This window comes from Cellulosimicrobium sp. BMG9.23, assembly GCF_059159985.1.
The window spans coordinates 1-23,720 of the sequence record NZ_JBZGBZ010000001.1 but is presented as its reverse complement, the minus strand read 5'-3'; the positions used below and the strand labels follow the sequence as shown (position 1 = coordinate 23,720).

Here is a 23,720-nt window from a genome sequence, read left to right as displayed (position 1 = left end):
TCATCATGGTGCCTGACCGACGAGAGAAGTTCTCATGACCACCGAGCCCCAGCGCCGTCGCGCGTCGGTGAGCGACGTCGCGCGGCGGGCCGAGGTCTCCGTCGGCACGGTGTCGAACGTGCTCAACCGGCCGGACCGCGTCTCCCCCGCGACGCGCGAGCGTGTGCTCGCCGCGATCGACGACCTCTCGTTCGTGCCGAACGGGTCCGCACGCCAGCTCCGCGCGGGGACCATCACGACGGTCGGCGCGATCGTCCTCGACATCGCGAACCCGTTCTTCACCGACGTCGCTCGCGGCATCGAGGACCGCCTCGCGCGCGACGACTACACGCTCATGGTCGCGAGCTCCGAGGAGGACCCGGAGCGCGAGTCGCGCTACCTGCGCCTCTTCGAGGAGCACGGCGTCCGCGGCGTGATGGTCGTGCCGGCGACGGAGCGGGTCGACCACCTGCTGGCCCTGCGCGAGCGCGGCGTCGGGGTCGTGCTCCTCGACCGCCCCGCACCGACGCCCGACCTGTCGTCGGTCGCCGTCGACGACGTGCGCGGCGGCGAGCTCGCCGCGCGCCACCTCCTCGACCAGGGTCACACGCGGATCGCGTTCCTCAACGGGCCGCACTCGATCCGCCAGTGCGCAGACCGCCTGCGCGGCGTCGAGCACGCGCTCGCGACCGCGGGCCTCGACCCGGCGGAGCACCTCACGGAGATCACCCTCCCGTCGCTCAACGCCGACGGCGGCGAGGCCGCGACGCGCGCCCTGCTCGCGCGCGACGACCGCCCCACCGCCGTGTTCTGCGTCAACGACCTCGTCGCGCTCGGCGCGCTGCGCACGCTGCGCCGCGAGGGGGTCGACGTGCCGGGCGAGGTCGCCGTCGTCGGGTACGACGACGTCGCGTTCGCCGCGGAGCTCGCGACCCCGCTCACGTCGGTGCGCCAGCCGACCCACCTGCTCGGCGAGAGCGCCGCCGACCTGCTCCTGCGCGGGCGGGACGCCGTCGCCGAGCAGATCCTGTTCCAGCCGGAGCTCGTCGTCCGGGCCTCGAGTGCGGACGACCGCGTCTGACCCCGGAGCAGCTCAGTCGCTCGTGGCGTCGGCGCGAGCGGCGCCCCAGCCGTACCAGCGCTCGACCTCGATCCACGCGCTGACGCGCGCGTTCTCCCGGTTCGCGTACTCGTGCCCGGTGTAGTGCGTCGAGATCCGGTCGATGTCCCCGAGCGCCTCGTCGTCGCGCAGTTCGACGACGAGGCCGAGGAGCGTCACGTGCGTGTACCAGTTCTCGTCGAGCACCGTGAGCGAGACGCGCGGGTCACGACGCAGGTGCTGGAGCCGCACGCGGCTCTCGTCGAGGTTGACGAGCACGCGTCCGTCGTCCTCGAGGACGTACCAGGTGGCGGCGGTGACCGGCGCGCCGTCGGACCGCGTGGTCGCCATGACGGCGGCGTTCGGTCGGCGCAGCAGGTCGACGAGCGGGGACGGCAGCGGGGGTCGGGGCATGACGGCTCCTCGGGTCGACGGCAACAGTGCCTCGACCGTACGGCACGCCTCGCGCACCGGCACAGGGCGACCTGGCTCAGGGCGCGCGGTAGCGGAAGGCGTCCCAGGCGCCGAGCAGGTACTGGATGCCGAGCGCCCGGTCGTACAGGCCGTAGCCGGGCCGGGGCTTGTTGGTCGTGTTCTCGTCCCACAGGTGACGCCCGTGGTCGGGACGCACGTAGCCCTGGTAGTCGGCCTCGGCGTACGCGCGCATGATCCCCGTCGTGTCGACGCTCCCCTCGCAGGCCCGGTGCGCGACCTCGGTGAAGTCGCCGTTCCCGAGGTGCTTGATGTTGCGCACGTGCGTGAAGTGGATGCGGTCCATGAACGTGCGCACGGCGTCGACGGCGTCCGCGTCGGGGTTCGCCGAGAAGCTGCCGAGGCACAGGGTCAGCCCGTGGTACGGGCTGGGGTGCAGCCCGAGGACCGTGGCCAGGTCCTCCTTCGACGAGACCACGCGGGGCCACCCGAACACGTCGAACGGCGGGTCGTCGGGGTGCACGCCGAGCTTGACGTCCACCTCCTCGCACACCGGGATCACCGCGTCGAGGAAGTAGCGGTAGTTCGCGTACATGTCCGAGCGCGTCACGCCCTCGTACGCGGCGTTCAGCTCGCCGAAGCTCGAGAGCCGCTCCGGTTCCCAGCCGGGCAGCGTGAGCCCGTACGTGTTCGTCTCCATGTCCGCGATGAGCCGTTCCGGGGACATCGCGTCCACGGCGGCACGCTCGAAGAAGAGCGCGGTCGAGCCGTCGGGCAGGGGGTGCCACAGGTCGGTCCGCAGCCAGTCGAAGACCGGCATGACGTTGTAGCAGACGACCTTCACGCCGGCCCGGCCGAGGCGCCGGATCGTCGTGCGGTAGTTCTCGATCGCCTCGTCGCGGCCCATGCCGAGGACGGTCCGGCCGAGCTTGATCGACTCGTGCACGTTGACCGACTCGACGACCTCGGCGTCGAACGTCCGCGTGATCCCCCGGGCGCGGGCCTCGTCCGTGAGGCCGGTGATCTTCGCGACCTCGGCGTCGATCTCCGCCTGCTCCCACACCTCGCCGGCCTGCTTGTCGTGCAGGCTCCACACGATCGTCTCTACGCCCGGGACCTGCCGCACGTGGTCGAGCGTGACGGTGTCGTTCCCCTCGCCGTACCAGCGGAAGCCCATCTTCACGACGTGCGCGCCTCCGCCCCGCCGCCGGCCGTCGTCCGGGCCGTCGTCCCGGCCGCGGCGACCACCGCGTCGGCGAGGGCGTCGAGCGGGCCCGCGCCCGCGACGTCGGGCAGGAGCCCCGGCAGGCGCACGAGCGCACGGACCGCCGCGGCGTCGCCGTCCGCCGCCTCCACGACCGAGCGCAGCTCGTCGGCGCGGGGGTCGTCGACCCCTCGGCCGGCGCGCACCTCGGCGACCACGAACGCCGCCCACGCCGCGAGCGCCGCCACGACACCCTGCGGCAGCGCAGCTCCGGCGGACCCGTCAGCGAGGCGGTCCGTGAGCGTCCCGCCCCAGCGGAACGGGATCTTCTGCGTGCCGTCCATCGCGACCTGCCGGGTCGTGTGCCCTGTTGCGGGGTTCGCGAAACGCTTCAGCAGCTCCTCGGCGTACGCGGCGAGGTCGACGCCGTCGGGGGCCTCGAGCGTCGCGATCGCGTCGGCCTGCAGCGCGCGGGCCTGTGCCGCGAGCGCCGGGTCGGCGACGGCCTCGGCGATCGTCGCGTACCCGGCGAGGGAACCCGCGTACGCGAGGAGCGAGTGGGCACCGTTGAGGAGGCGCAGCTTGGCGCGCTCGTACGGCGCGACGTCGTCCGTGAAGGTCGCCCCGCCCTGCTCCCACGCGGGGCGCGGCCCGGCGAAGCGGTCCTCGATCACCCACTGCAGGAACGGCTCGGCGACGACGAGGCCCTCGTCGCGCGCGCCGAGCAGCGTCTCGACCTCGTCACGCTGGGCGGGCGTCGTCGCGGGGACGATGCGGTCGACCATGCTGCACGGGAACGTGACCGACGCCGCGAGCCACGCCCGCAGGTCGTCGCCGTCCGCGCCGGGCAGGGCCGCGTCCACGGCCTCGCCCACGAGCGCGGCGAGGACGCGGCCGTTGTCCGCGAGGTTGTCGCAGCTCAGCACTGTGAGGGGTGCGCCCCCGGCCCGACGGCGCGCCGCCAGGCCGCGCACGAGCAGACCGATCGCGCTCGTCGCCGTCTCGGCGTCCTCGCGGAAGCCCGCGACGTGCTCCTCGCGGGCGAGCGCGTCGAGGTCGCGGCGCACTGCAGCGACGTCCAGGCCGCCGTCGGCCGTCCGCGAGTAGCCCTTCTCCGTGATGGTGAGCGTCACGACGTGGGTCGTCGGCGTGGCGAGCGCGGCGAGGACGCGCGGCGTCTCCTCGGCCGGCCACGCGACGTCGGTCACGGACCCGACGACGCGCGGGGACCCGCCGTCGGGGCCGACCGTGAGCACCGTGTAGACCCCGCCTTGCGGGTGCAGCTGGTCGCGGACCGACGCGGAGCGCTGCGTCACGCCGAGGATGCCCCAGCGCGTGTCGCCCGTGGCGAGCGCGGCGTCCTCCGTGGCGACGGCCTGGTGCGCGCGGTGGAACGCCCCGATGCCGAGGTGCACGATCCCGACCTGCGTCGGACGGACCGGCGCACGGAGGTCGGACGGCACCGCGTCCCGGTGCAGGCGCGCGCCGGCCTGCTCGGTCGGCGCGTCGGCCGGGGCGGCGGTCGAAAGCACGTCAGGCACCGTGTCCGGGGTGGCGTCGGACGACGTCGGGGTGGCGGTCGGGGCGGTCACACGGCCTCCTGCGGCTGGGTGGTGCCGGGGCGGTCGGCCCGGGGCACCGTGGTCGGTGGGTCGGTCGGGACGGTGCTGCCCGGCGGGACGACGGTGGCCGGCGGGACGGTGGTCGAGCCGCGCACGACGAGCTCGACGGGCAGCTCGTCCGCGGCCCCGGACGCTGCGGCGCCGGCGGTGCCACCGTCCGGCTCGGTGCCCCCGCCCGCGGCAGGGCCACCGCGGCCGGGGCGGCGCGCGTCCAGTGACGCGACGAGGCGGTCGACCGCGCGCGCGCCGAGCTGGGCGAGGTCGGTGCGCACGGTGGTGAGCGGCGGGGAGGAGAGCGTCGCGACGAACGTGTCGTCGAACCCGATGACGCTGAGATCCTCGGGCACGGAGACGCCGCGCTCGCGCAGCCGGGCCACGAGCCCGAGGGCGACGAGGTCGTTGTAGGCGAGGGCCGCCGTCGCGCCGGACGCGACGACGAGGTCGGCCGCGGCACGCCCTCCCTCGACCCGAGGGCGGAACGAGCCGAGGGCGACCGTCGCGACGTCCGGGAACCGGGCCTGCGCGAGCTCGAGGCCGGCGCGCCGGCGCCCGTCCGACCACGACCGCGCCGGGCCGCCGACGTAGGCGATGCGCCGGTGACCGAGCGCGCGCAGGTGCTCGACGGCGAGGACGACGCCGTGCGCGTCGTCGGCGGAGACGGACGGCACCGGGTCGGCGCGGAGGTTCACGAGGACGACGGGTGCGTCGCGGGCCGCCTCGAGGTCGGCCTCGACGGCTCGGGGGGAGCACAGGACGAGCCCGTCGGTCTGCGACCGCAGGCCCGCGACGAGCTCGGTCTCGAGCGTCGGGTCCTCCCCCGCGTCGACGACGAACACGGCGTGACCCGTCCGGCGCGCGCGCGCCTGGACGCCCTTGGTCACGGACGCGAAGTACGGGTTCTCGAGGTCGGGAACGACGAGCCCCAGCGCTCCGGTCCGGCCCGCGCGGAGCCCGCTCGCGGCGCGGTTCGGGCGGTAGCCGAGCCTGCTCGCGACGGCGACGATGCGGTCGCGGGTCTCGGGGGCCACGCGGTCGGGCTCGGCGAGGGCGCGCGAGACGGTGGAGATCGACACCCCGGTCTCGCGGGCGACGTCGCGGGCGGTGACCACGGCGGCCTCCTCGGTGCTGCGGCTCGGACGAACTGTTGCGAACGATTGTAGCGTTCCCGCTGCCAGGCGCGATGGATCACGCATGCCGTAAGATGCAAACGTTCGCAACGACGCTGCTGGAGGCCTTCCGTGACGACCACGGCCCACCGTGACACCACCACCGCGACGACGCCGTGGTCCCTGCACCCCGACCGCGCGCTGCCCGCGGACCCCGCCCTGCGACCGATCGCGCGCGAGGTCTACGCGGCGACGCGCGACCTGCCGATCGTGTCGATGCACGGCCACGTCGACGTCGCGCTGTTCGCCGACGACACGCCGTTCGGCAACCCCGCCGAGCTGTTCGTCACGCCGGACCACTACCTCGTGCGGATGCTCGTCGCCCAGAGCACGTCGCCCCACGGCGCGCCCGGCGTCCGGGGGATCCAGGACCTCGGCGTCGCCCCCGTGCCCGGAGCGCCCGCCGGGACAGCTCCGGCGGAGACCGACCCCCGCGAGATCTGGCGCCGGTTCTGCGCCGGGTGGCACCTGTTCCGCGGCACCCCCACGCGCTACTGGACGGAGCACGCGCTCGTCGAGGTGTTCGACGCGCCCGTCCGCCCGTCGGCCGAGACCGCCGACGAGCTCTACGACCACCTCGCCGACCGCCTCGCCCGCCCGGAGTTCCGCCCGCGCGCGCTGTTCGAGCGGTTCGGCCTCGAGATCCTCGCGACGACCGACCCCGCGCAGTCACCGCTGGCCGACCACGCACGCCTCGCCGCGGACGGCTGGGGCGAGCGCGTCGTGCCGACGTTCCGCCCCGACCCGCTCCTGCACCTCGACCGCGCGGACTGGCTCGCGCAGGTCGGCGAGCTCGGCGCCGCGGCCGGGACCGACGTCGTCGACTACCGCTCGTACCTCGAGGCGCTGCGCTCCCGGCGTGCCGCGTTCGTCGCCGCGGGGGCCCGCGCGACCGACCACGGTCACCTCCGCGCCGACACCACGCCCCTCGACGACGCGGACGCCGCGCGCATCCTCGACGCCGCGCTGCGCGGCGAGGTCACGACGGCCGAGGCGGACGCGTTCTCGGCGCACATGCTCTTCCAGATGGCCGCGATGTCCGCCGAGGACGGGCTCGTCATGCAGCTGCACCCCGGCGTGCTGCGCGACCACTGCGAGGGTGTCGCGCGCGCCTACGGCCCGGACAAGGGGTACGACATCCCCGAGCAGACGGAGTACGTGCGGGCGCTGCGCCCCGTGCTCGAGGCGTTCGGCCACCACCCGGGCTTTCGGATGATCGCCTTCACGGTCGACGAGACGTCGTTCTCGCGCGAGCTCGCCCCGCTGGCGGGCGTCTACCCCGCGCTGCGCCTGGGCGCGCCGTGGTGGTTCCTCGACACGCCCGAGGGCATGCGCCGCTTCCGCGAGGCCGCCACCGACACCGCGGGCTTCTACAACACCAGCGGGTTCGTCGACGACACGCGCGCGTTCTGCTCGATCCCGGCCCGGCACGACCTCGCGCGGCGCATCGACGCCGGCCACCTCTCCCGCCTGGTCGCCGAGCACCGGCTCGACCTCGACGAGGCGCTGGAGACCGCCGTCGACCTGGCCTACCACCTGCCGAAGGCGTGCTACCCCCCGCTGAGTGCATGAGATAGTCGCGCCGCGCGGCGGTTCTCGCGACCATCTCATGCACTCACGGTTGCCGGGCAGGGTGGTGTCGGGTGGCGATCTCGACGGGGGTCGCAGCCACCTCGGCCGGCTCCGCGACGAGGTCGAGCGCCACGACGCGCCCGTCCCGGACCGTGACGCTGAGCACCGACCGCACGACGCCGCCCGGCGCGTAGACCGCACCCCACACGCCGTCGACCAGCGCGACCTGCGTCTGGCGGGCCTTCCCGACGAACGCCTGCGCGACGGCGTGCGCGCCGACGAGCTCCGGCTCGATCGCCGGCGCGCCGTGCGCGAGCGCGGCCCGCGCGGACTCCACCGCGGCGGGGTCGGCCCGCAGGACGACGTCGGGGTCGAGCAGCGTCAGCAGCCGCTCGAACCGGCCCTCGCGCGACGCGGCGAGGAACGCCTCGACCACCTCGCGCTGGCGCGCGGCGTCGGGCTCGGGGTCGCCGCCGCCCTGCACCCGGCGACGGGCGCGCGACGCGAGCTGGCGCGTCGCGGGCACCGACTTCCCGACCACGGTCGCGACGTCCTCGAACGGGACCGCGAACAGGTCGTGCAGGACGAACGCGAGCCGCTCCGCCGGGGAGAGGGTGTCGAGCACGAGCAGCAGAGCGGCACCGACGGCATCCGCCTCCTCCGCCAGCGCCTCGGGCCCGGGCCCCGCCGCGGGCCGGTCGAACGCCGGACCGCCGTCGGACCCTGGCACGTCCCAGGACGTCTCGCGTCGCGTGCCGCGCGAACGCAGCAGGTCGAGGCAGATGCGCGACACGACCGTCGTGAGCCAGCCCCGCAGGTTCGCGACGTCGCTCGTGTCGGAGCGCTGCAGCCGCAGCCACGTCTCCTGGACGGCGTCGTCGGCCTCCGCCGAGCTGCCCAGCACCCGGTACGCGACCGCGCGCAGGTGCGGGCGGGCTTCCTCGAACTCCTCGGTCAGGCGGTCCTGGTCCATGCGGCCATCCTCTCGTCGTCCCCCACGTCGGGCTCTACCACCCCGACGGGCGAGTCCCCGAGAACGTGACCGGGCGGATCAGCAGGGCTGCCGCGCCCAGGAAACCGCCCCTCGGCCGGACTGCTCCCGGCCGGTCGGCTGTCGCCTGTTCGTGGCCGGGTACGTCTAGGGTCGCCACCATGGACGTTCTTCGGCCCGGCCCCCTCGCCGTCGCGCCCGGTACGGTCTTCGGTTTCCGCACGTCCCCGTTGTTCGAGGACTCGCCGCCCGACACAGGACGTTATGGAGCGGTGATCGTTCTCGCCCATGACGAGGAGATCGTCGCGCTCGGGGTGCTCGACGGTGTCTGGGGATCGTTGCCGACCGTGAACGAGGTGGAGAGGTGCACGATCCTGCGGCGCAACCGTTCTTCTTCAAGAACCGGATCGCAGCATTCGCCTGCCGTGTCGATGACGTGCCGGCTCTCGACGAGTTCGCCCAGATCGGCTGGATGTCGCTGACGGAGGAGCAGCAGCGGATCGCGGAGAGATATCTCGGCGGCGGGCGAAGCGGCACCAGCTGTGGAGGCCCCGACGGGGCGAGCAATGACGTCGAGGGGGAATGGCGCTGGGAGCACGACCGTGCGGCAGTGATCCGCGAGCACGAGCTCAAGGAACAGCGCGCAGCCGAAGCGCGCGCCGCCGCTCAGGAGCGTTACGAGACGCGGCTGAAGGGTCTGACGTGGGAGCAGCTGCTCTCAGAGACTCCGTTCACGAACTGGGATCCGTCACCGCCGTTTCCTCCGGCAGACTTCCGAGACGCTGCGGTCGCACGCCCGCACGAGGCCTGTCGGGTGCTGGAAGATCTGGGTACGAAGCCTCGCAAGACCGCCGCGCGAAAGGTTCTCCGGGGTCTGGTGCAATGGTTCAACGACGCCGACGACCAGGCCGGTGGGGTGATCGAGACCGAGGAGCGTGAGGACATCGTCCTCGCTCTGGAGGAGATTGCGTACGCCGCTCGGCAGCCCGCACTCATCGAGGAGTTCGGCGCCTGGCGAAAGTGGTGAGATCGCTCGTCCGAGAGGCTCAGCGTGCCGTCCCGGTCGCGCGGTCCTCGACACGCACGGGGCCGAACGCGACGCGCGCGTCGTCGGGGACCGGCCTCGTCGAGGTCCGGCCGCCGGCGAACAGAGCGATCTCCGCGCCGATCCAGTGCCCCTCGACGGCCTCGAAAGGCGCGTCCACCGCGTGCCAGGCGCCGTCGGAGCCCGCGCGCCACGCGAACGTGACCTTCCCGGCCTCGTCCGTCTCGAGCCGCAGGCCGACCGACCCGTGCCCGGCGGGCAGCTCGACCGGGTCCATGAGGTCGGTCTCGGGGACGCGCAGCGAGTCCTCGTCGCGGCGGCGCGCGACGAGGCGCGACCGCCCGTCCGATCTCTTGACGCCGACCCACGCGTAGGCACGGCCGAGCACGAGCAGGCCCGCGCGAACGTCGTGGTCACCGGCGTCCGCGGCCCCGGCGGACAGGTCGAGCGTCGTGGTCACCCGGCACGGGTAGCCGGGGAGCTGCTGGCCGAGGACGCCCGCGACGTCGCGCAAGGTGCCCAGGTCGTCCGGCGCGACGGCGAGACGCAGCGTCCCGGCGTCGGTGACGGCCGTGGCCGCGGGCACGTTCCCCTGGAAGGACCACTGCGGGCCGGGCGCCGCGCCGTCGAACAGGTCGGTGCGCCGCGGCTCGCCCTCGCCCCGGGCGACGTCGACGCCGGGGGACGTCGCGGCGTCGGGCACCACGTGCCGCAGGACGGGCTGCCCGCAGCGCGGGTCGTCGGCCATCGGCTCGCCGATCACCGGCCAGCCGTCCTCGGCCCAGGCCATCGGCTGGAGGTGGACCACGCGACCGAAGACGCCGCGGTCCTGGAAGTGCAGGAACCAGTCCTCGCCGCCGGGTGTCGTGACCCACGCGCCCTGGTGCGGGCCGTTCACGGGCGTGCCGCCCTGGCGCAGCACGATCCGGTCCTCGTAGGGCCCGAACGGCGAGTCGGCGCGGAAGACCGACTGCCAGCCCGTCGCGACGCCGCCCGCCGGCGCGAAGATCCAGTACGACCCGTCGCGCTGGTACAGCTTGGGCCCCTCCAGGGTGCGGTACCCCGGGAGCAGGTCGCCGTCGACGACCGTCTCGCGGCGCCCGACCACGCGCGTGAGCCCGGGGTCCACCTCGACGAGCGTGAGCAGGTTCTTCTGCCCGCTGCGGCTCGCGGCCCAGCCGTGCACGAGGTAGGTGCGGCCGTCGTCGTCCCACAGGGGGCAGGGGTCGATGAGGCCGCGGCCCTCGAGCAGCAGCTGCGGGGCGGACCACTCCCCGAACGGGTCGCGCGTGCGCGTGACGAGGATGCCGTGGTCGGGGTCGGGGTAGACGACGACGTACTCGCCGTCGTGGTGGCGGATGCTCGGCGCCCAGATGCCGGAGCCGTGCCGCGGGCGACGGTAGTGCTCGGCGGGCTCGACGCGCGGCGCCGCGTGACTCGCGATCGTCCACGTGACGAGGTCCGTCGAGTGCAGCACCGGCAGCCCCGGGCTGCGGTTGAACGACGACGCGACGAGGAAGTAGTCCGACCCGACGCGGATCACGTCGGGGTCGGGCCAGTCGGCGTCGAGCACGGGGTTCGTGTAGGTGCGCATGCGTCGGTGAGGTCCTCGTCGTCGTTCCGTCGGTGCGTCGTCCCGCCTGACACGGGCGTCACGGAAGCGGCGGCGCGAGCGCCCGCCCGGACCGCGGGAAACCGATTACCCTCACTCTATCGTCCTGGTCCGGGACGTCCGCACGCCGTCCGTCCGAAAGGTTCACCGTGCTCGACCTGACGCCCCTCGTCCGCGAGTCCGACGCGCTCGGCGCGGCCCTGCACGCCGTCGAGGTCACCGTCGCCGGCGACCCCGTGGTGGTCGGCGCGACCCCGTTCACCGGCCCCGACGTCCCCCAGCGCATGTACTCGGTGAGCAAGACGGTCACCGGCCTCGCCGTCGGGCTCCTCGTCGCCGAGGGCCGTCTGCAGCTCGACGACCGCGTCGTCGCGCACTTCCCGGAGCAGGGGCCGTGCCACCCGTGGGTCGCACGGACCACGGTCCGGGATCTCCTGACGATGCGCGGGCCGCACGCGGCCACCACCTACAAGCTCTCCGAGGGCTCGTGGCTCTCCTCGTGGTTCACGGTGCCGCCGACGCACCCGCCGGGCACCCTGTTCACGTACGACACGAGCGGGTCGTACGTGCTCGCCGCGCTCGTGGAGCGGCTCGCCGGCACGACGCTCGCCGAGTACCTGCGGCCGCGGCTGCTCGACCCGCTCGGGGTGTCCGCGGACCTGCGCTTCCTCACCGGGCCGGACGGCGTGAGTCACGGCGGGTCGGGTCTCGTGTGCCGCCCGCACGACCTCACCCTGCTCACGCGCCTGCTCCTCGACGAGGGCGTGCACGACGGCGCGAGCCTCCTCCCGTGCGAGTTCGTCCGCGAGGCGACGGCGCGCCACACGGACACCGCGCCGCAGACGTGGGGCAGCCCGTTCCGCAGCGGCTACGGGTACCAGCTCTGGGTGCCGGAGCGCGGCGGCTTCCTCGCGTTCGGGCTCGGCGGGCAGGTCGCGTACGGCCTGCCGGAGCGCGACCTCACGGTCGTCGTCACGGCTGACGCGCAGGGGTGCCAGAGCGGTGACCAGCGTGTCCTCGACCTCGTCCTGCGCCACCTCGTCGACCCGGTCGTCGACGTCGGCCCGACCGGCGCGCCGACCACCGGCGCTGCGACGACCGGGGCTGCGACGAGCCGGGCGACCGCGGCCGAAGCGCTCGGGTGGCCGACGCCGCGGCACGACGACGAGCACGCCGTCCCGGTCGCCGGTAGCCACGTCGCCCTCGGCCCGGACGCGTGGCCCGCCGACCTCGAGCTCGACCTCGGACGCCGCGCCGGCGCCGTCGCGTCCGTCATGGGCGGCTGGCGCGTGGAGTACGACGTCGACGCCCCGCGGCGCCAGGTGGTCGGCTCCGCGGGGCGGTCGGTCGTGACGGCGGGCTGGTCGGCGCCGCGCACGCTCGACGTCGAGTGCCGGGTCCTCGACGACGAGCTCGCCGTCGTGCGCCTGCGCCTGGTCGTGGACGACGACGGCACGGTCGCCGTCCGCGGTCAGGGCTTCGGCGAGATGCTCTATCCCCGCTGGTCGTTCGTCCGGGCGTTCAGCCCTTCACCGAACCGATGAGCGCGCCCTTGACGAAGTACTTCTGGAGCACCGGGTAGAGGATCAGCATCGGCAGGGTCGCCACGACGATGACGGCCATCTTGATCGACTGCGCCGGCGGCACGACCTCGACCGCGCCGGCGTCGGCGTTCATGCCGCTCGAGACGAGGACGATCTGGCGCAGGAGCACCTGGATCGGCCACAGGTCCGACGAGTTGATGTAGAGGATCGCGGCCTGGTACGTGTTCCAGTACGACACGGCGTAGAACAGGCCGATCGTGGCGATCGACGCGAGCGACAGCGGCAGGACGATCCGCAGGAACACCCCGAGGTCGGAGCACCCGTCGATGCGCGCGGCCTCCTCGAGGCTGTCGGGGATCGCCTGGAAGAAGCTGCGCATGATGACGAAGTTGAACGCGTTGATCGCGACCGGGAGGATCAGCGACCACAGCGAGTCGATCAGCCCGAGCTCCTTGACCACGATGAACGTGGGGATCATGCCGCCGCTGAACAGCATCGTGAACACGACGAGGAAGTTGAGCACGCGCCGCCCGCGCAGGTAGCGCTTCGACAGGCCGTACGCCATGAGCGACGTGAGGACGAGGCTGACGAAGGTCCCGACGACGGTCACGAACACCGAGACGCCCATGGCCCGGAAGATCGTCGGCGTCGACAGGATGTACCGGTAGGCGTCGAGCGAGAAGACCTCCGGCAGGATGATGAACGGCCGGCGGGTGAGCTCGCCAGGCGTCGCGAACGAGCTGCCGATGATGTTGAGGAACGGGATCAGGCAGATCGCGGCGAACCCGCCGAGCACCAGGAAGTTCACCACCTGGAAGGCCCGCCGGCCCGCCGTCGGCCGACGGCGCCGGCCCGACGTGCTCGTGACGACCTTCGTCGCGGTTGTGCTCATCGTCGTACTCCCATGCTCTGCGCAGCGGCGCTGCTGGTCCGGCTGCTGGTCTGGCTGCTGGTCTGGTGCGCGGCGGTGCGCCCGGCGCGCCCCCGCTCGCGCGGCTCCTCGCGCGGGACCTGCCGCACCACGAAGAGCGCGGCCGCGGCGAAGAAGCAGAACGCGACGGGGTAGAGGATCAGCTGGCTCCCGACGAGGCAGACGAGCCCCGCTGCGAGGAACAGCAGGCCGGCGGCTCGTCGTCGTGGCCGGGACCGGGCGAGGACGATGCCCGGGACCGCGGTCGCGAGGACCGCGACGAGCGTGAAGCCGAACCAGGCGGCGAGCGTCCGGGCGGCCTCGTAGGCGTCGGCCTCCGCGACGGAGATCCCGGCGTCGGTCATCGCCGGGTGCACGTCACGCAGGAAGGCCTGCTCGTCCACGCCGTTCACGACCCCGGCGAACCCTCCGAGGAACAGCAGGCTCAGCGCGAGGCCCAGCCCGCCGAGCACGATCTCCCCCGTCCGGCGCACCACGGTCCGCTCAGTCGACGTACGCACCGTTGATCCTCACGTCGCGGTACCGCACGTCGTCGCCGGGCTCGGTGGTGACGCCGGCACCCTCGCACCCGTCGACGCGGACGCCCGAGAGCACGAGGCCGGAGGCGAACGCGACGACCAGGCCGGCCCGCGCGACGTCGTCCACGTCCGCCGCCATCGCCGGGAAGCCCGGGACGGCGTCCGGGGCGAACGAGATCGCGACGTCCTCGAGCGTGACGTCGGCGACGGGCTGCTCGGGCAGGCCGCGCACGTACGCGGCCGCGGCGTGCACGTTGCGCGCCGTGACGTGCGCGAGGTGGATGCGGCGGAAGAGCGGCGTCGTGGCGTCGACGGGCTGCGGCGCACGGTCGGCGACCACGGGGTCGTCGCCGCCCGGGCCGCAGAAGTAGGCGGTGTTGAGCACGAACGGGCACAGGACGCCGTCCATGACGACGTTCGACACCCGGACGTCCTCGACCACTCCCCCGCGGCCGCGTCGCGACTTGACGCGGATGCCGCGGTCCGTGCCCTGGAAGACGCACCCGGTGATGACGACGTTGCGCACGCCTCCGCTCATCTCGGAGCCGATGACGACACCGCCGTGCCCGTGGACCATCGTGCAGCCGGTGATCGTGATGTTCTCGCACGGGACGCGCTCGGCCGTGGCCTCCGTGCCCGCCTTGATCGCGATGCAGTCGTCGCCGACGTCGATGTGGCAGTCGCTGATCCGCACGTTGCGGCACGACTCGGGGTCGATGCCGTCGGTGTTGGGCGAGTCCGCGGGGTTGAGGATCCGGACGTTCGTGATCGTCACGTCCTCGCACAGCAGCGGGTGCACGGTCCAGCTCGGGGAGTCGCGCAGCGTCACGTCGCGGATCGTCACGCGCCGGCACTCGTGCAGGCCCACGAGCGTGGGACGCGGGTGCGGGAGGGAGGCACGGTCGCGGCGGAAGGCGTCCCACCACGGCCGCCCTCCGCCGTCGACCGTGCCGAACCCGGTGATCGCGACGTTCGTCTCGCCGTGCGCGTAGAGGCACGGCGAGTAGATGCGCGCGGGCGCACCCTCCCACCGGGCGTCGACGACCGGGTACAGGTCCCGGTCGTCGACGAACGCGAGCACCGACCCGGCCTCCAGGTGGAGCTCGACGTGCGAGCGCAGCCGCAGCGCGCCCGTCTCCCAGCGACCGGCAGGGACGACCACCCGCCCGCCCCCGGCCGACGCCGCGGCGTCGATCGCGGACTGGATCGCGTCGGTCACGAGGGTCCCCGGCTCGGCGCCGAGGTCTCGGATGTCGTGCGTGGACAACGTGGTCTCCTGTCGGTGCTGGTGCTGTCGCCGGAAGGGGCCGCGGTGCGCGGCGCCCTCCCGGCGAGGTCGTGCGGTGAGTCAGGCGGGGGTCAGCCCTGGGTCTCGGCGTACGCCGCGGTGAACTCCTCGATCACCGCGTCGACGCCCTGGCCGCCCAGGCTGTCGACGACGTCCTCGAAGCCCGCCATGTCGATCTGCCCGGTGATGTACTGGTTGTAGGCGTCCATGACCTGCTGGTCGATGAGCGACCACTGCGCGTTGTAGGTCTCCGACGTCAGCGCCTGCGCCGGGTTGGAGACCATGAACTCGTCGTTCTCCCTCATGAGCTCGTTGGCGAGGTTCGTGTACGGGTTCGAGGACTTGAACGCCTTGACGACCTCGGACGGGCGCGACGAGCCGAACGGCTGCACCTCCTGCTCCCACACGGCCTCGTCGAGGATCGTCACGACGCCGTCGGCGTCGAGCTCGTAGTGCGTGCCCTCGACCCCGTTGGTCATGAGGTCGAACGCCTCCTCGTCCATGAGGTCGTTGATGAAGCCGAGCACGACCTTGAGGTCGGCCTCGGTCTCGACGCTCGACTTCGGGATCGCGAGCCACCCGCCCATGCCACCGTTGGTGTCGGTGAGGATGCGGCGCGGGACGTCCTCGAACGTCATGTCGTTGATCAGGGCCCACTCCTGGGGCGTGCTCGGGTCGGCGGCGCGGGCGGCCTCCTGGAAGTTCTTCGCCTCGAACAGGCCGCTGACGACGATGCCGCCCTTGCCCTGCGCGATGCCGTCCTTCTGGACCTGCTTCTGGACGGTGACGAACTCCTGGTTCACCCAGCCGTTCTCGTAGACGCCGCGGTACCACTCCATCGCGTCCTTGAACTCGTCCGTGGTGAAGCTCGGGACGATCTCGTCGTCCTCGGTGACCGTGAAGTACTGCCCGGCCCCGAAGTAGCCGGCGAGCGAGCGGAACCCGACCGCGTAGGACTCCTCGCGGTCGTAGAAGCCGACGGTGTCCGCGACGCCGTTGCCGTCGGGGTCGTTCTCGGTGAACGCCTTCGCGACCTCGGTGAGGTCCTCGATCGTGTGCGGGACCTCGAGGCCGAGGTTGTCGAGCCAGTCCTGGCGCACGAGGACGCCGTAACGGGCCTGCGGCTTCTGGTACGGGACGCCGTAGAGCCCGCCGTCGACCCGGGCGACGTCGATCGTCGACCCGGGGATCTCCGCGAGGTTCGGGAACTCGGCGAGGTACTCCTCGACGTCCCAGAACTGCCCCTGCGACATCGCCTGACGGACCGTCGTGTTGTTGATGCTCGTGAGGGAGACGACGTCCGCGAGCGAGTCCGACGCGAGGGCGGCGTTGATCTTCTCGTCGCGCGAGGCGTCGGGCACCCACTGGAACTCGATCGACAGCCCCGTGTGCTCCTCGAGGGCGGTCTCGATGACGCCGTCCGTCTCCGGGGTGGTCGCCGTGTGCAGCATCGTCATCCACGAGACGCTGTCCTTGGTGCTCACGGCACCCTCGGCGTCCTGGTCGGCCCCGCCGTCGCCGCACGCGGTGAGCGCGAGCGCGATCACCGCGGTCGCCGCCATCGTGGCTCCGAACCTGGTCTTCCTCATGCTGGGTTGTCCTCTCGTGACGGTAGGCGACGAACCACGCGCGCCCTTGCTGCTGTGGTGATGAGGTCGCCGGAGGCGGTGAGGCCTGCCGGCACAGCACCTGGCTCCGGCGCCAGGTGTGTGGTGCGTGCGACGGGGGACTCCCCGTCGAGGTCCCGGTAGACGACCCGGGTGACGAACCCGACCACGGCGGCGGGGAGCGCTGCCCCGAGCAGCCCGAGGATCGGGAGGGCGTGCTGGGACAGGACGTATCCCGCCCCGAGCACCGCGGTGCCGCCGAGGACGGTCCAGTGCAGCGAGCCGAAGCCGATCATCAGCGACGCCGCGACGGTCTCCCGGAGGGTGCGCAGGTCGAGCGCCGCCATGACCGAGAACACGTAGAAGAGCGACACGGCGTACACGACGAGGGCGACGACGTTGAGCATCTGGACGTACCAGCTCGTGGCGCCGAAGACGTTCGTGAGGATCACGGTGCCGGCGGCGAGGTAGATCCAGCTCACGACCACCGATCGCCCGTACTGCTCGCGCACGGCGGCGAAGAACGCGCGCGTGACGGGCAGCTCCTCGCCCAGGCGGAACCAGCGGTCCACGTACCGGGCGAGGGCGTAGGACGCGGGCCCGACGCCGAGCACCCCGAGGCCCAGCAGCGTGGTGACGAGCCAGAGGAGGTTCAGGTAGACGAGCTTGTAGGCGCCCGCCAGGACCGTGTTGACGCGGACGAAGCCCTCGAAGGAGAACACGGCGGTGCCGTTCCACCGACGGCCGGGGCCGTCAGTAGACCCCTTCTTCGCCGAGTCGCTTCGCGAGCTTGTTGGCGGCCACGACGAGCAGGAGACCGACGAGGCCCTTGAACAGGCCGACGGCGGTCGCGTAGCTGAACTGACCGTTGACGATGCCCGTCGTGTACACGTACGTGTCGAAGATGTCGGCGACCTCGCGGTTGAGCGAGTTCATCACGAGGAACATGTGCTCGAAGCCGAGCTCCATGATGTCGCCGATGCTGAGGATGAGCATGATGATGATCGTGGGCCGGATCGCGGGCAGCGTGATGTGCCAGGTCTGGCGCAGCCGTCCGGCGCCGTCGAGCTCGGACGCCTCGTAGAGCTGTTCGTCCACGGCAGTGATGGCCGCGAGGTAGACGATCGTGCCCCAGCCCGCACCGCGCCAGATCTCCTGGAACACGTAGAGCGGGCGCAGCCAGTCCGGGTCGGTGAGGAACGGGACCGGCTCGAAGCCCATCGAGACGATGACGTTGTTGATGCTGCCGCCGTCGATCGTGAGCATCACGTAGAAGATCGAGACGATGATGACCCACGACATGAAGTGGGGCAGGTAGACGATCGTCTGCACGCTCTTCTTGAGGAACGTGGTGCGCACCTCGTTGAGCAGCAGCGCGAGCACGATCGGCATGGGGAACGCGAACAGCAGCAGCAGTCCGGAGATGACGAGCGTGTTGCGCAGGAGGACGAAGAACGTGTCCTCCGTGAAGAGGCGCACGAAGTGCTCGAACCCGACCCACTCGCTCCCCGTGAACCCGAGGAACGGCTGGTAGTTCTGGAAGGCGATGACCAGGCCGCCCATGGGGACGTACTTGAACACCAGGAAGTACAGGACCCCGGGGAGGATCATCAGGTACAGGGCACGGTGCTTCCAGAAGCCACCGCCCGGGTGCTTGCGCCGGGTCGTCGCAGGGGGGACGGTGTCCGTCCTCTCGGCGCGCCCGCGGGGCCGCACGGGGGTCGCGACGCTCACGCGAGCTCCCCCCGTCGCGGGTCGCGCGCGGTCGTCGACAGGCGGTGAGCACGGGGCTCACCGACCGTCATCAACGTCGTCGTCGCCGGCATCGGCTTCCTCATCTCTTCCTCGAGCGTGGTGCCCGGCAGCCGCGACTTCCTCGGCGGGTAACCGGTTTCCCGCACGCAAGTTAGCAGCCTCGGGCGCCAGCGCCAAACGCCGTCCGCGGGCGATCGTCCGCGCGCGAGAGGGTCGCGACGACCGTCAGGCGTTCGGGTCCGCGTCGGCCCAGGTGAACCACGCGGCGGGTACGTCCTCGTCGAGCCGCACGACGGCGTCTGGCCCGAGCGCGCCCACCGCGACGAGCCCGGACGCGACGAGGCGCGCGACGGCGCCGGCCCCGAGCGGGCTCAGATGGGTGTCGTCGCGCCGCCCGTCGGGCGTGTGGAGGAAGTACCGGCGCGTCTCGTCCGGACCGAGCTCCTGCCACAGCGCGAGAGAGCTCGCCTGCACGTCGACCAGCGGGACGCCCTCCCGGCGCGCGAGCTCGCGCATCGCCGCGGGGTACTCCCCGTGGCTCGTGACCGCCCGGCCGGCGGCGTCGAACGAGCGACGCTCGACGGACGTCGCGAGCACCGGACGCGCGCCCCGGCGGCGCGCCACGTCGAGGTGCGCCGCCAGCGACTCCTGGTAGCTGGTCCAGGGCTCGGTGTACCGCACCGGGTCCTCGATCTTCGCGTCGTTGTGCCCGAACTGGACGAGGAGCAGGTCCCCTTCGCGCAGCACCGCATCGACCTGGTCGAGGTGGCCGAGGCTGATGAACGACGCGCTGCTGCGACCGTTGCGCGCGTGGTTCACGACCTCGATCCCGGGGACGTAGAAGGGCAGCGCCATCCCCCATCCCGTCTCCGGGGCGGCGACCACGCCCTTCGGCGCGGCCGTCGAGTCGCCCGCGATGTGGAGCGCGCGCGGCCGGTCGTCCCTGGTGGTGCTCATGATGCTGGTCCCTCTCGGTGGGTAAGCGATTTCCGGGAGCCTAGACCACGGGCGGCGCGGTCCAGGACGAGGTCAGAGACCTGTCTCCCGGTAGAACCCCTCGATGTGGTCCCGCACCGCCCGCGCAGCACCCTCCCCGTCCCGCGCCACGACGGCCGCGAGGACCTGCCGGTGCTCCGCCCGCAGTCGCGCCGCGGTGCGCTCCCACGACACGAGCCCCGCGCTCCCCTGCGCGACGTACGACTCGATCGCCCCGCGCAGCCCGGTCATGACCGCCTCGACGAGCGCGTTGCCGGCGAGCCGCACGAGCAGCACGTGGAACGACGCGTCGAGCTCGCGGAACGCGGCGGGCGACAGGTCCGGGGAGTCCATGCGGTCGAGCAGCGCGCGCGCCTCGGCGAGCGCGCTCTCCGCGGTCCCCTTCGCCTCGGTGGCGCCCGTCGCGCGCCTCGCATCGGCGGCGTCCGACGGCGCCGCTCGCCCGGCCGCCTCGCGCACCGCCCAGGTCTCCAGCAGCACGCGCGTCTCGACGACGTCGCGCACCGCGAGCGTCCCGGACGCGACGTGCAGCCGCACCGCCGCCCCCAGACCGGCCGCCGGCCGGTCGACCACGGTCGCTCCGGCGTCGGGCCCGGAACCCACCGCCGTGCGGACGATGCCCATGGCCTCGAGGACGCGGATCGCCTCGCGGACCGACGACCGCGAGACGCCGATCTCGTCGGCGAGCGCGCGCTCGGCCGGTAGCCGCTCGCCGAGCGCCCAGCGGCCGGAGGCGAGGTCCGCCTCGATGCTCGCGAGGACGCGTTCGTGGGTGCGCACGGGGTCAGCGTAGGCGGTCGACCGGCGGGCGCAGCGGGAGTCGACAGGGTTCGTCTGGCTGTGGTCGGACCACATGGTCTACGGTGGCGCTCGTGTGGTCCGACCACACGTCTCGCCTCGGCCCTCATCGGGTCCTCGCCGGATCCCTCACCGCGCGCCCCGGGTACCGGACGACGAGACTGGACCGAACCGCCTCTCCCCCGGAGCACCGATGCGCATCGCCCTCGCCAGCACCTGCATCGGGGACGTGATGTTCCCGCAGGCGCCCCGCGCCACCGCCCTCCTCCTCGAGCGCCTCGGGCACGAGGTGCACGTCCCCGACGGCCAGGCGTGCTGCGGGCAGATGCACGTCAACACGGGCTACATGGCCGAGGCGGTGCCGGTAGTGCGGAACCACGTGAAGGCGTTCTCGCCCGTGCTCGACGGCGTGTGGGACGCGGTCGTCGTGCCGTCCGGGTCGTGCACCGGGTCGATCCGGCACCAGCAGGGCATGGTGTGCCGCCGCGCCGGGCTGGACGCGCTCGGCGCGCAGGCCGACGCCGTCGCGGCGAAGACGTACGAGCTCTCCGAGCTGCTCGTCGACGTGCTCGGCCTGACCGACGTCGGCGCCTACTTCCCGCACCGCGTCACCTACCACCCCACGTGCCACTCGCTCCGGATGCTCCACGTCGGCGACAAGCCGCTGCGGCTCCTGCGGGCCGTCGAGGGCATCGACCTCGTCGAGCTCCCCGGCGCGGAGTCGTGCTGCGGCTTCGGCGGGACGTTCGCGCTGAAGAACGCCGAGACGTCGACCGCGATGCTCGCCGACAAGATGACGTCCGTGAAGTCGACGGGCGCCGAGGTGCTCACCGCGGGCGACTCGTCGTGCCTCATGCACATCGGCGGCGGGCTCTCGCGCATCCGCGCGGGCGTGCGGACGATGCACCTCGCGGAGATCCTCGCCTCCACGAAGGACATGTCAGGGCCACAGACCACCCTGGTGTCCTCTCGCCCTGACACGACGCGGGCGGGCGCCCACCTGTCAGGGCCACAGGTCACCGGGGTGTCCTCTCGCCCTGACACGAGCGGGGGTGCACGGTGAGCCGCACGTTCCTCGGCCTGCCGGTCCCGCGCCGCACGCCGGGCGCCCGCACCCTGCCCGACGACGCCGCGCGCCCGGGCGGTCACGGCACCTCCACGGGTGCGGGGGCGGCGTCGGACACGTTCGGCGACGTGCCGCACCCCGACGAGCCGCTGCGCTGGGGCGACGACTTCCCTACTGCCGCGCGCCACGCGCTGCAGAACACGCAGCTGCGCCGCAACCTCGCGCACGCGACGTCGACGATCCGGGCGAAGCGCGCCGCGGTCGTGGGCGAGGTGCCCGACTGGGAGGCGCTGCGCGACGCCGGGTCCGCGATCAAGACCGACGTCATGGCGCGCCTGCCCGAGCTCCTGGAGGAGCTGGAGCGCAACGTCGTGGCGCGCGGCGGCGTCGTGCACTGGGCGCGCGACGCGGACGAGGCCAACCGGATCGTCGCGGACCTCGTGAAGGCCCAGGGCGTCGACGAGGTCGTCAAGGTCAAGTCCATGGCGACGCAGGAGATCGGGCTCAACGAGGCGCTCGCCGCCGAGGGGATCGCGGCCTACGAGACCGACCTCGCGGAGCTCATCGTGCAGCTCGCCGACGACATGCCCTCGCACATCCTCGTGCCCGCGATCCACCGCAACCGCGCGGAGATCCGCGAGATCTTCCTCGATCGCATGGGCGACGCCCCACCGGACCTGTCCGACGTGCCGCGCGAGCTCGCGATGGCCGCGCGCGCCCACCTGCGCCGCAAGTTCCTCTCGGCGAAGGTCGCGATCAGCGGCGCGAACTTCGGCGTCGCGGACACGGGGACCCTGACGGTCGTGGAGTCCGAGGGCAACGGGCGCATGTGCCTCACGCTGCCCGAGACGCTCATCACGGTCATGGGCATCGAGAAGGTCGTGCCCACCTACACCGACCTCGAGGTGTTCCTCCAGCTCCTGCCGCGCTCCTCGACCGGCGAGCGGATGAACCCCTACACGTCCCTGTGGACGGGCGTGACACCCGGCGACGGCCCGCAGGAGTTCCACCTCGTGCTGCTCGACAACGGCCGCACCGACGTCCTCGCCGACGAGGTGGGCCGCGCCGCGCTGCACTGCATCCGCTGCTCGGCGTGCCTCAACGTGTGCCCGGTGTACGAGAGGGTGGGCGGGCACGCCTACGGGTCGGTGTACCCCGGCCCGATCGGCGCGATCCTCACGCCGCAGCTCACGAAGAGCTCGGGTGGGCTGGGCGGTCACGGCGACCCCAACGCCTCGCTGCCCTACGCATCGACGCTGTGCGGCGCGTGCTACGAGGTGTGCCCGGTGAAGATCGACATCCCGTCGATCCTCGTCGAGCTGCGGGCGCGCGAGGTCGACGCCGACCGCGGCGGCCTGCCCACCGGGTGGGGCGCCGCGATGAAGGGCGCGTCGTTCGTCATGTCCGACGCGCGGCGGTTCGAGCTCGCGGAGAAGGCGGCGGTCCTCGGGCGCGTGGTCGCCGGGCCGAAGGGCCGCATCTCGACGCTGCCACCGCCGGCCTCGGCGTGGACCCGGTCCCGCGACCTCCCGGCCCCGGCGAAGCAGACGTTCCGCGACTGGTGGCGCACCGAGCACGTCGCTCCCGCTGCCGAACCCCGGGTTGTGCCGCCATCGCCCGCCCGATCGGGTGACAACCCCGGGTTCGGCAGCGAACTCGCCGAACCCCGGGATACGCGGCCATCAGGGTCGCCATCGGACGACAACCCGGGGTTCGGCGAGGAAGGTGAGGCCCGATGAGCGCGCGCGACGACGTCCTGTCCCGCATCCGGGCAGCCCTGGTCCCGACGACGCCCAGCGGCCCGACGACGGACGGTCGCCCGGGTGCGGTCGGTGACACCGCGCCGTCGGGCACCGGTGTGCCGCGGGCCTACCGGACGCGCGGCGAGCACGCGCCGGGCTCGGACGCGGCGGTCGAGATCCTCGTCGACCGGCTCGTCGACTACCGGGCGCACGTGCACCGCGCGGCGTCGCCCTCGGAGGTCGCGGAGATCGTGGGCGAGCTGCTCGCGGAGGTGCGGGCCGTCGTCGTGCCGCCCGCGCTCGACGACGCGTGGCTCGCCGCGCTGCCCCCGACGACGGCGCGCGTAGCGGACTCGCGCGACGACCCCCGGACCGCCGACGAGCTCGATGCCGTGGACGCCGTCGTGACGGCCGCCCGCGTCGCGATCGCGGACACGGGGACGATCGTGCTCGACGGCGAGCCCGACCAGGGGCGTCGCGCGATCACGCTCGTGCCCGACCTGCACGTGTGCGTCGTGCGCACGGACCAGGTGGTGCACACCGTGCCCGAGGGCGTGCGGCTGCTCGCGGCCCATCCCGAGCGCCCGCAGACATGGATCAGCGGCCCGAGCGCGACGAGCGACATCGAGCTGTCGCGCGTCGAAGGGGTGCACGGCCCCCGCACGCTCCACGTGATCCTCGCTCCGCCGAGATAGAACGTCCGGTCGCGGGGGGGGGGTCCCGGGGGTCTCCCTCCCGGACGGAGAGTTTTTC

21 protein-coding genes are annotated in these 23,720 nt (G+C 73.0%); 7 read left to right on the top strand and 14 right to left on the bottom strand.

Annotated features, from left to right (window positions below):
- Positions 1–34 precede the first annotated feature (34 nt).
- The gene (locus AC4H2G_RS00105) at positions 35–1,060 is read left to right on the top strand and encodes a LacI family DNA-binding transcriptional regulator (protein WP_494363750.1); all 1,026 of its coding nucleotides are present in this window, start codon (positions 35–37) and stop codon (positions 1,058–1,060) included.
- 12 nt (positions 1,061–1,072) lie between these two features.
- Here AC4H2G_RS00105 and AC4H2G_RS00100 read toward each other — a convergent pair whose 3' ends face one another.
- The 4 genes from AC4H2G_RS00100 to AC4H2G_RS00085 all read right to left on the bottom strand — a co-directional run bounded on the left by AC4H2G_RS00100 (position 1,073) and on the right by AC4H2G_RS00085 (position 5,445).
- On the bottom strand, positions 1,073–1,492 hold the full coding sequence (locus AC4H2G_RS00100) for a TIGR03618 family F420-dependent PPOX class oxidoreductase (protein ID WP_494363749.1): 420 nt from the start codon (positions 1,490–1,492) through the stop codon (positions 1,073–1,075).
- 76 nt (positions 1,493–1,568) lie between these two features.
- Positions 1,569–2,687 (bottom strand): mannonate dehydratase, encoded by a 1,119-nt coding sequence (locus AC4H2G_RS00095; RefSeq protein WP_494364094.1) that lies wholly within the window; start codon positions 2,685–2,687, stop codon positions 1,569–1,571.
- A gap of 2 nt (positions 2,688–2,689) precedes the next feature.
- A complete protein-coding gene (locus AC4H2G_RS00090; protein ID WP_494363748.1) occupies positions 2,690–4,306 on the bottom strand; it encodes a mannitol dehydrogenase family protein in 1,617 nt (538 codons plus the stop codon).
- Positions 4,303–5,445, bottom strand: coding sequence for a LacI family DNA-binding transcriptional regulator (locus AC4H2G_RS00085; RefSeq protein WP_494363747.1), 1,143 nt, complete (start codon positions 5,443–5,445; stop codon positions 4,303–4,305). Before AC4H2G_RS00085 ends, AC4H2G_RS00090 begins: the two co-directional genes overlap by 4 nt.
- 129 nt (positions 5,446–5,574) lie before the next feature.
- On the opposite strand from AC4H2G_RS00085, the gene uxaC reads away from it, so the two are divergent.
- Positions 5,575–7,074, top strand: a complete 1,500-nt coding sequence (gene uxaC / locus AC4H2G_RS00080) for a glucuronate isomerase (RefSeq protein ID WP_494363746.1) — start codon at positions 5,575–5,577, stop codon at positions 7,072–7,074.
- Positions 7,075–7,117: 43 nt separating this feature from the next.
- Here uxaC and AC4H2G_RS00075 read toward each other — a convergent pair whose 3' ends face one another.
- Positions 7,118–8,047 (bottom strand): sigma-70 family RNA polymerase sigma factor, encoded by a 930-nt coding sequence (locus AC4H2G_RS00075; RefSeq protein WP_494363745.1) that lies wholly within the window; start codon positions 8,045–8,047, stop codon positions 7,118–7,120.
- Between the two features lie 382 nt (positions 8,048–8,429).
- Between AC4H2G_RS00075 and AC4H2G_RS00070 the strand changes: the two genes are divergently transcribed.
- On the top strand, positions 8,430–9,092 hold the full coding sequence (locus AC4H2G_RS00070; RefSeq protein ID WP_494363744.1) for a hypothetical protein: 663 nt from the start codon (positions 8,430–8,432) through the stop codon (positions 9,090–9,092).
- A gap of 19 nt (positions 9,093–9,111) precedes the next feature.
- On the opposite strand, the gene AC4H2G_RS00065 is transcribed toward AC4H2G_RS00070, so the two are convergent.
- On the bottom strand, positions 9,112–10,704 hold the full coding sequence (locus AC4H2G_RS00065; protein ID WP_494363743.1) for a glycoside hydrolase family 43 protein: 1,593 nt from the start codon (positions 10,702–10,704) through the stop codon (positions 9,112–9,114).
- A gap of 167 nt (positions 10,705–10,871) precedes the next feature.
- Between AC4H2G_RS00065 and AC4H2G_RS00060 the strand changes: the two genes are divergently transcribed.
- Positions 10,872–12,266 (top strand): serine hydrolase domain-containing protein, encoded by a 1,395-nt coding sequence (locus AC4H2G_RS00060; RefSeq protein WP_494363742.1) that lies wholly within the window; start codon positions 10,872–10,874, stop codon positions 12,264–12,266.
- On the opposite strand, the gene AC4H2G_RS00055 is transcribed toward AC4H2G_RS00060, so the two are convergent.
- The 8 genes from AC4H2G_RS00055 to AC4H2G_RS00020 form a co-directional block, all read right to left on the bottom strand.
- Positions 12,244–13,158 carry a carbohydrate ABC transporter permease gene (locus AC4H2G_RS00055; protein WP_494363741.1) on the bottom strand — a complete coding sequence of 305 codons (915 nt, stop codon included), beginning with the start codon at positions 13,156–13,158 and terminating at the stop codon, positions 12,244–12,246. The two genes, AC4H2G_RS00060 and AC4H2G_RS00055, sit on opposite strands and share 23 nt — an antisense overlap.
- Entirely contained in the window at positions 13,155–13,697 is a 543-nt protein-coding gene (locus AC4H2G_RS00050) for a hypothetical protein (RefSeq protein ID WP_494363740.1), read from the bottom strand. The genes AC4H2G_RS00055 and AC4H2G_RS00050 overlap by 4 nt, the downstream gene beginning before the upstream one ends.
- A complete protein-coding gene (locus AC4H2G_RS00045) occupies positions 13,681–14,982 on the bottom strand; it encodes a glycoside hydrolase family 28 protein (RefSeq protein WP_494363739.1) in 1,302 nt (433 codons plus the stop codon). Before AC4H2G_RS00045 ends, AC4H2G_RS00050 begins: the two co-directional genes overlap by 17 nt.
- A 92-nt stretch (positions 14,983–15,074) precedes the next feature.
- On the bottom strand, positions 15,075–16,592 hold the full coding sequence (locus AC4H2G_RS00040) for an extracellular solute-binding protein (protein ID WP_494363738.1): 1,518 nt from the start codon (positions 16,590–16,592) through the stop codon (positions 15,075–15,077).
- On the bottom strand, positions 16,589–17,332 hold the full coding sequence (locus tag AC4H2G_RS00035; protein ID WP_494363737.1) for a YesL family protein: 744 nt from the start codon (positions 17,330–17,332) through the stop codon (positions 16,589–16,591). The genes AC4H2G_RS00040 and AC4H2G_RS00035 overlap by 4 nt, the downstream gene beginning before the upstream one ends.
- A 31-nt stretch (positions 17,333–17,363) precedes the next feature.
- Entirely contained in the window at positions 17,364–18,344 is a 981-nt protein-coding gene (locus tag AC4H2G_RS00030) for an ABC transporter permease (RefSeq protein WP_494363736.1), read from the bottom strand.
- Positions 18,345–18,590: 246 nt separating this feature from the next.
- A complete protein-coding gene (locus AC4H2G_RS00025; protein ID WP_494363735.1) occupies positions 18,591–19,322 on the bottom strand; it encodes a rhamnogalacturonan acetylesterase in 732 nt (243 codons plus the stop codon).
- 72 nt (positions 19,323–19,394) lie between these two features.
- Entirely contained in the window at positions 19,395–20,141 is a 747-nt protein-coding gene (locus AC4H2G_RS00020) for a FadR/GntR family transcriptional regulator (RefSeq protein WP_494363734.1), read from the bottom strand.
- Positions 20,142–20,352: 211 nt separating this feature from the next.
- On the opposite strand from AC4H2G_RS00020, the gene AC4H2G_RS00015 reads away from it, so the two are divergent.
- From AC4H2G_RS00015 to AC4H2G_RS00005, 3 genes are all read left to right on the top strand, one after another.
- A complete protein-coding gene (locus tag AC4H2G_RS00015; protein ID WP_494363733.1) occupies positions 20,353–21,222 on the top strand; it encodes a (Fe-S)-binding protein in 870 nt (289 codons plus the stop codon).
- A 131-nt stretch (positions 21,223–21,353) separates the two neighbouring features.
- Entirely contained in the window at positions 21,354–22,964 is a 1,611-nt protein-coding gene (locus AC4H2G_RS00010; RefSeq protein WP_494364093.1) for a LutB/LldF family L-lactate oxidation iron-sulfur protein, read from the top strand.
- Positions 22,961–23,662 (top strand): LutC/YkgG family protein, encoded by a 702-nt coding sequence (locus AC4H2G_RS00005; RefSeq protein WP_494363732.1) that lies wholly within the window; start codon positions 22,961–22,963, stop codon positions 23,660–23,662. The genes AC4H2G_RS00010 and AC4H2G_RS00005 overlap by 4 nt, the downstream gene beginning before the upstream one ends.
- The last annotated feature ends 58 nt before the right edge of the window (positions 23,663–23,720 follow it).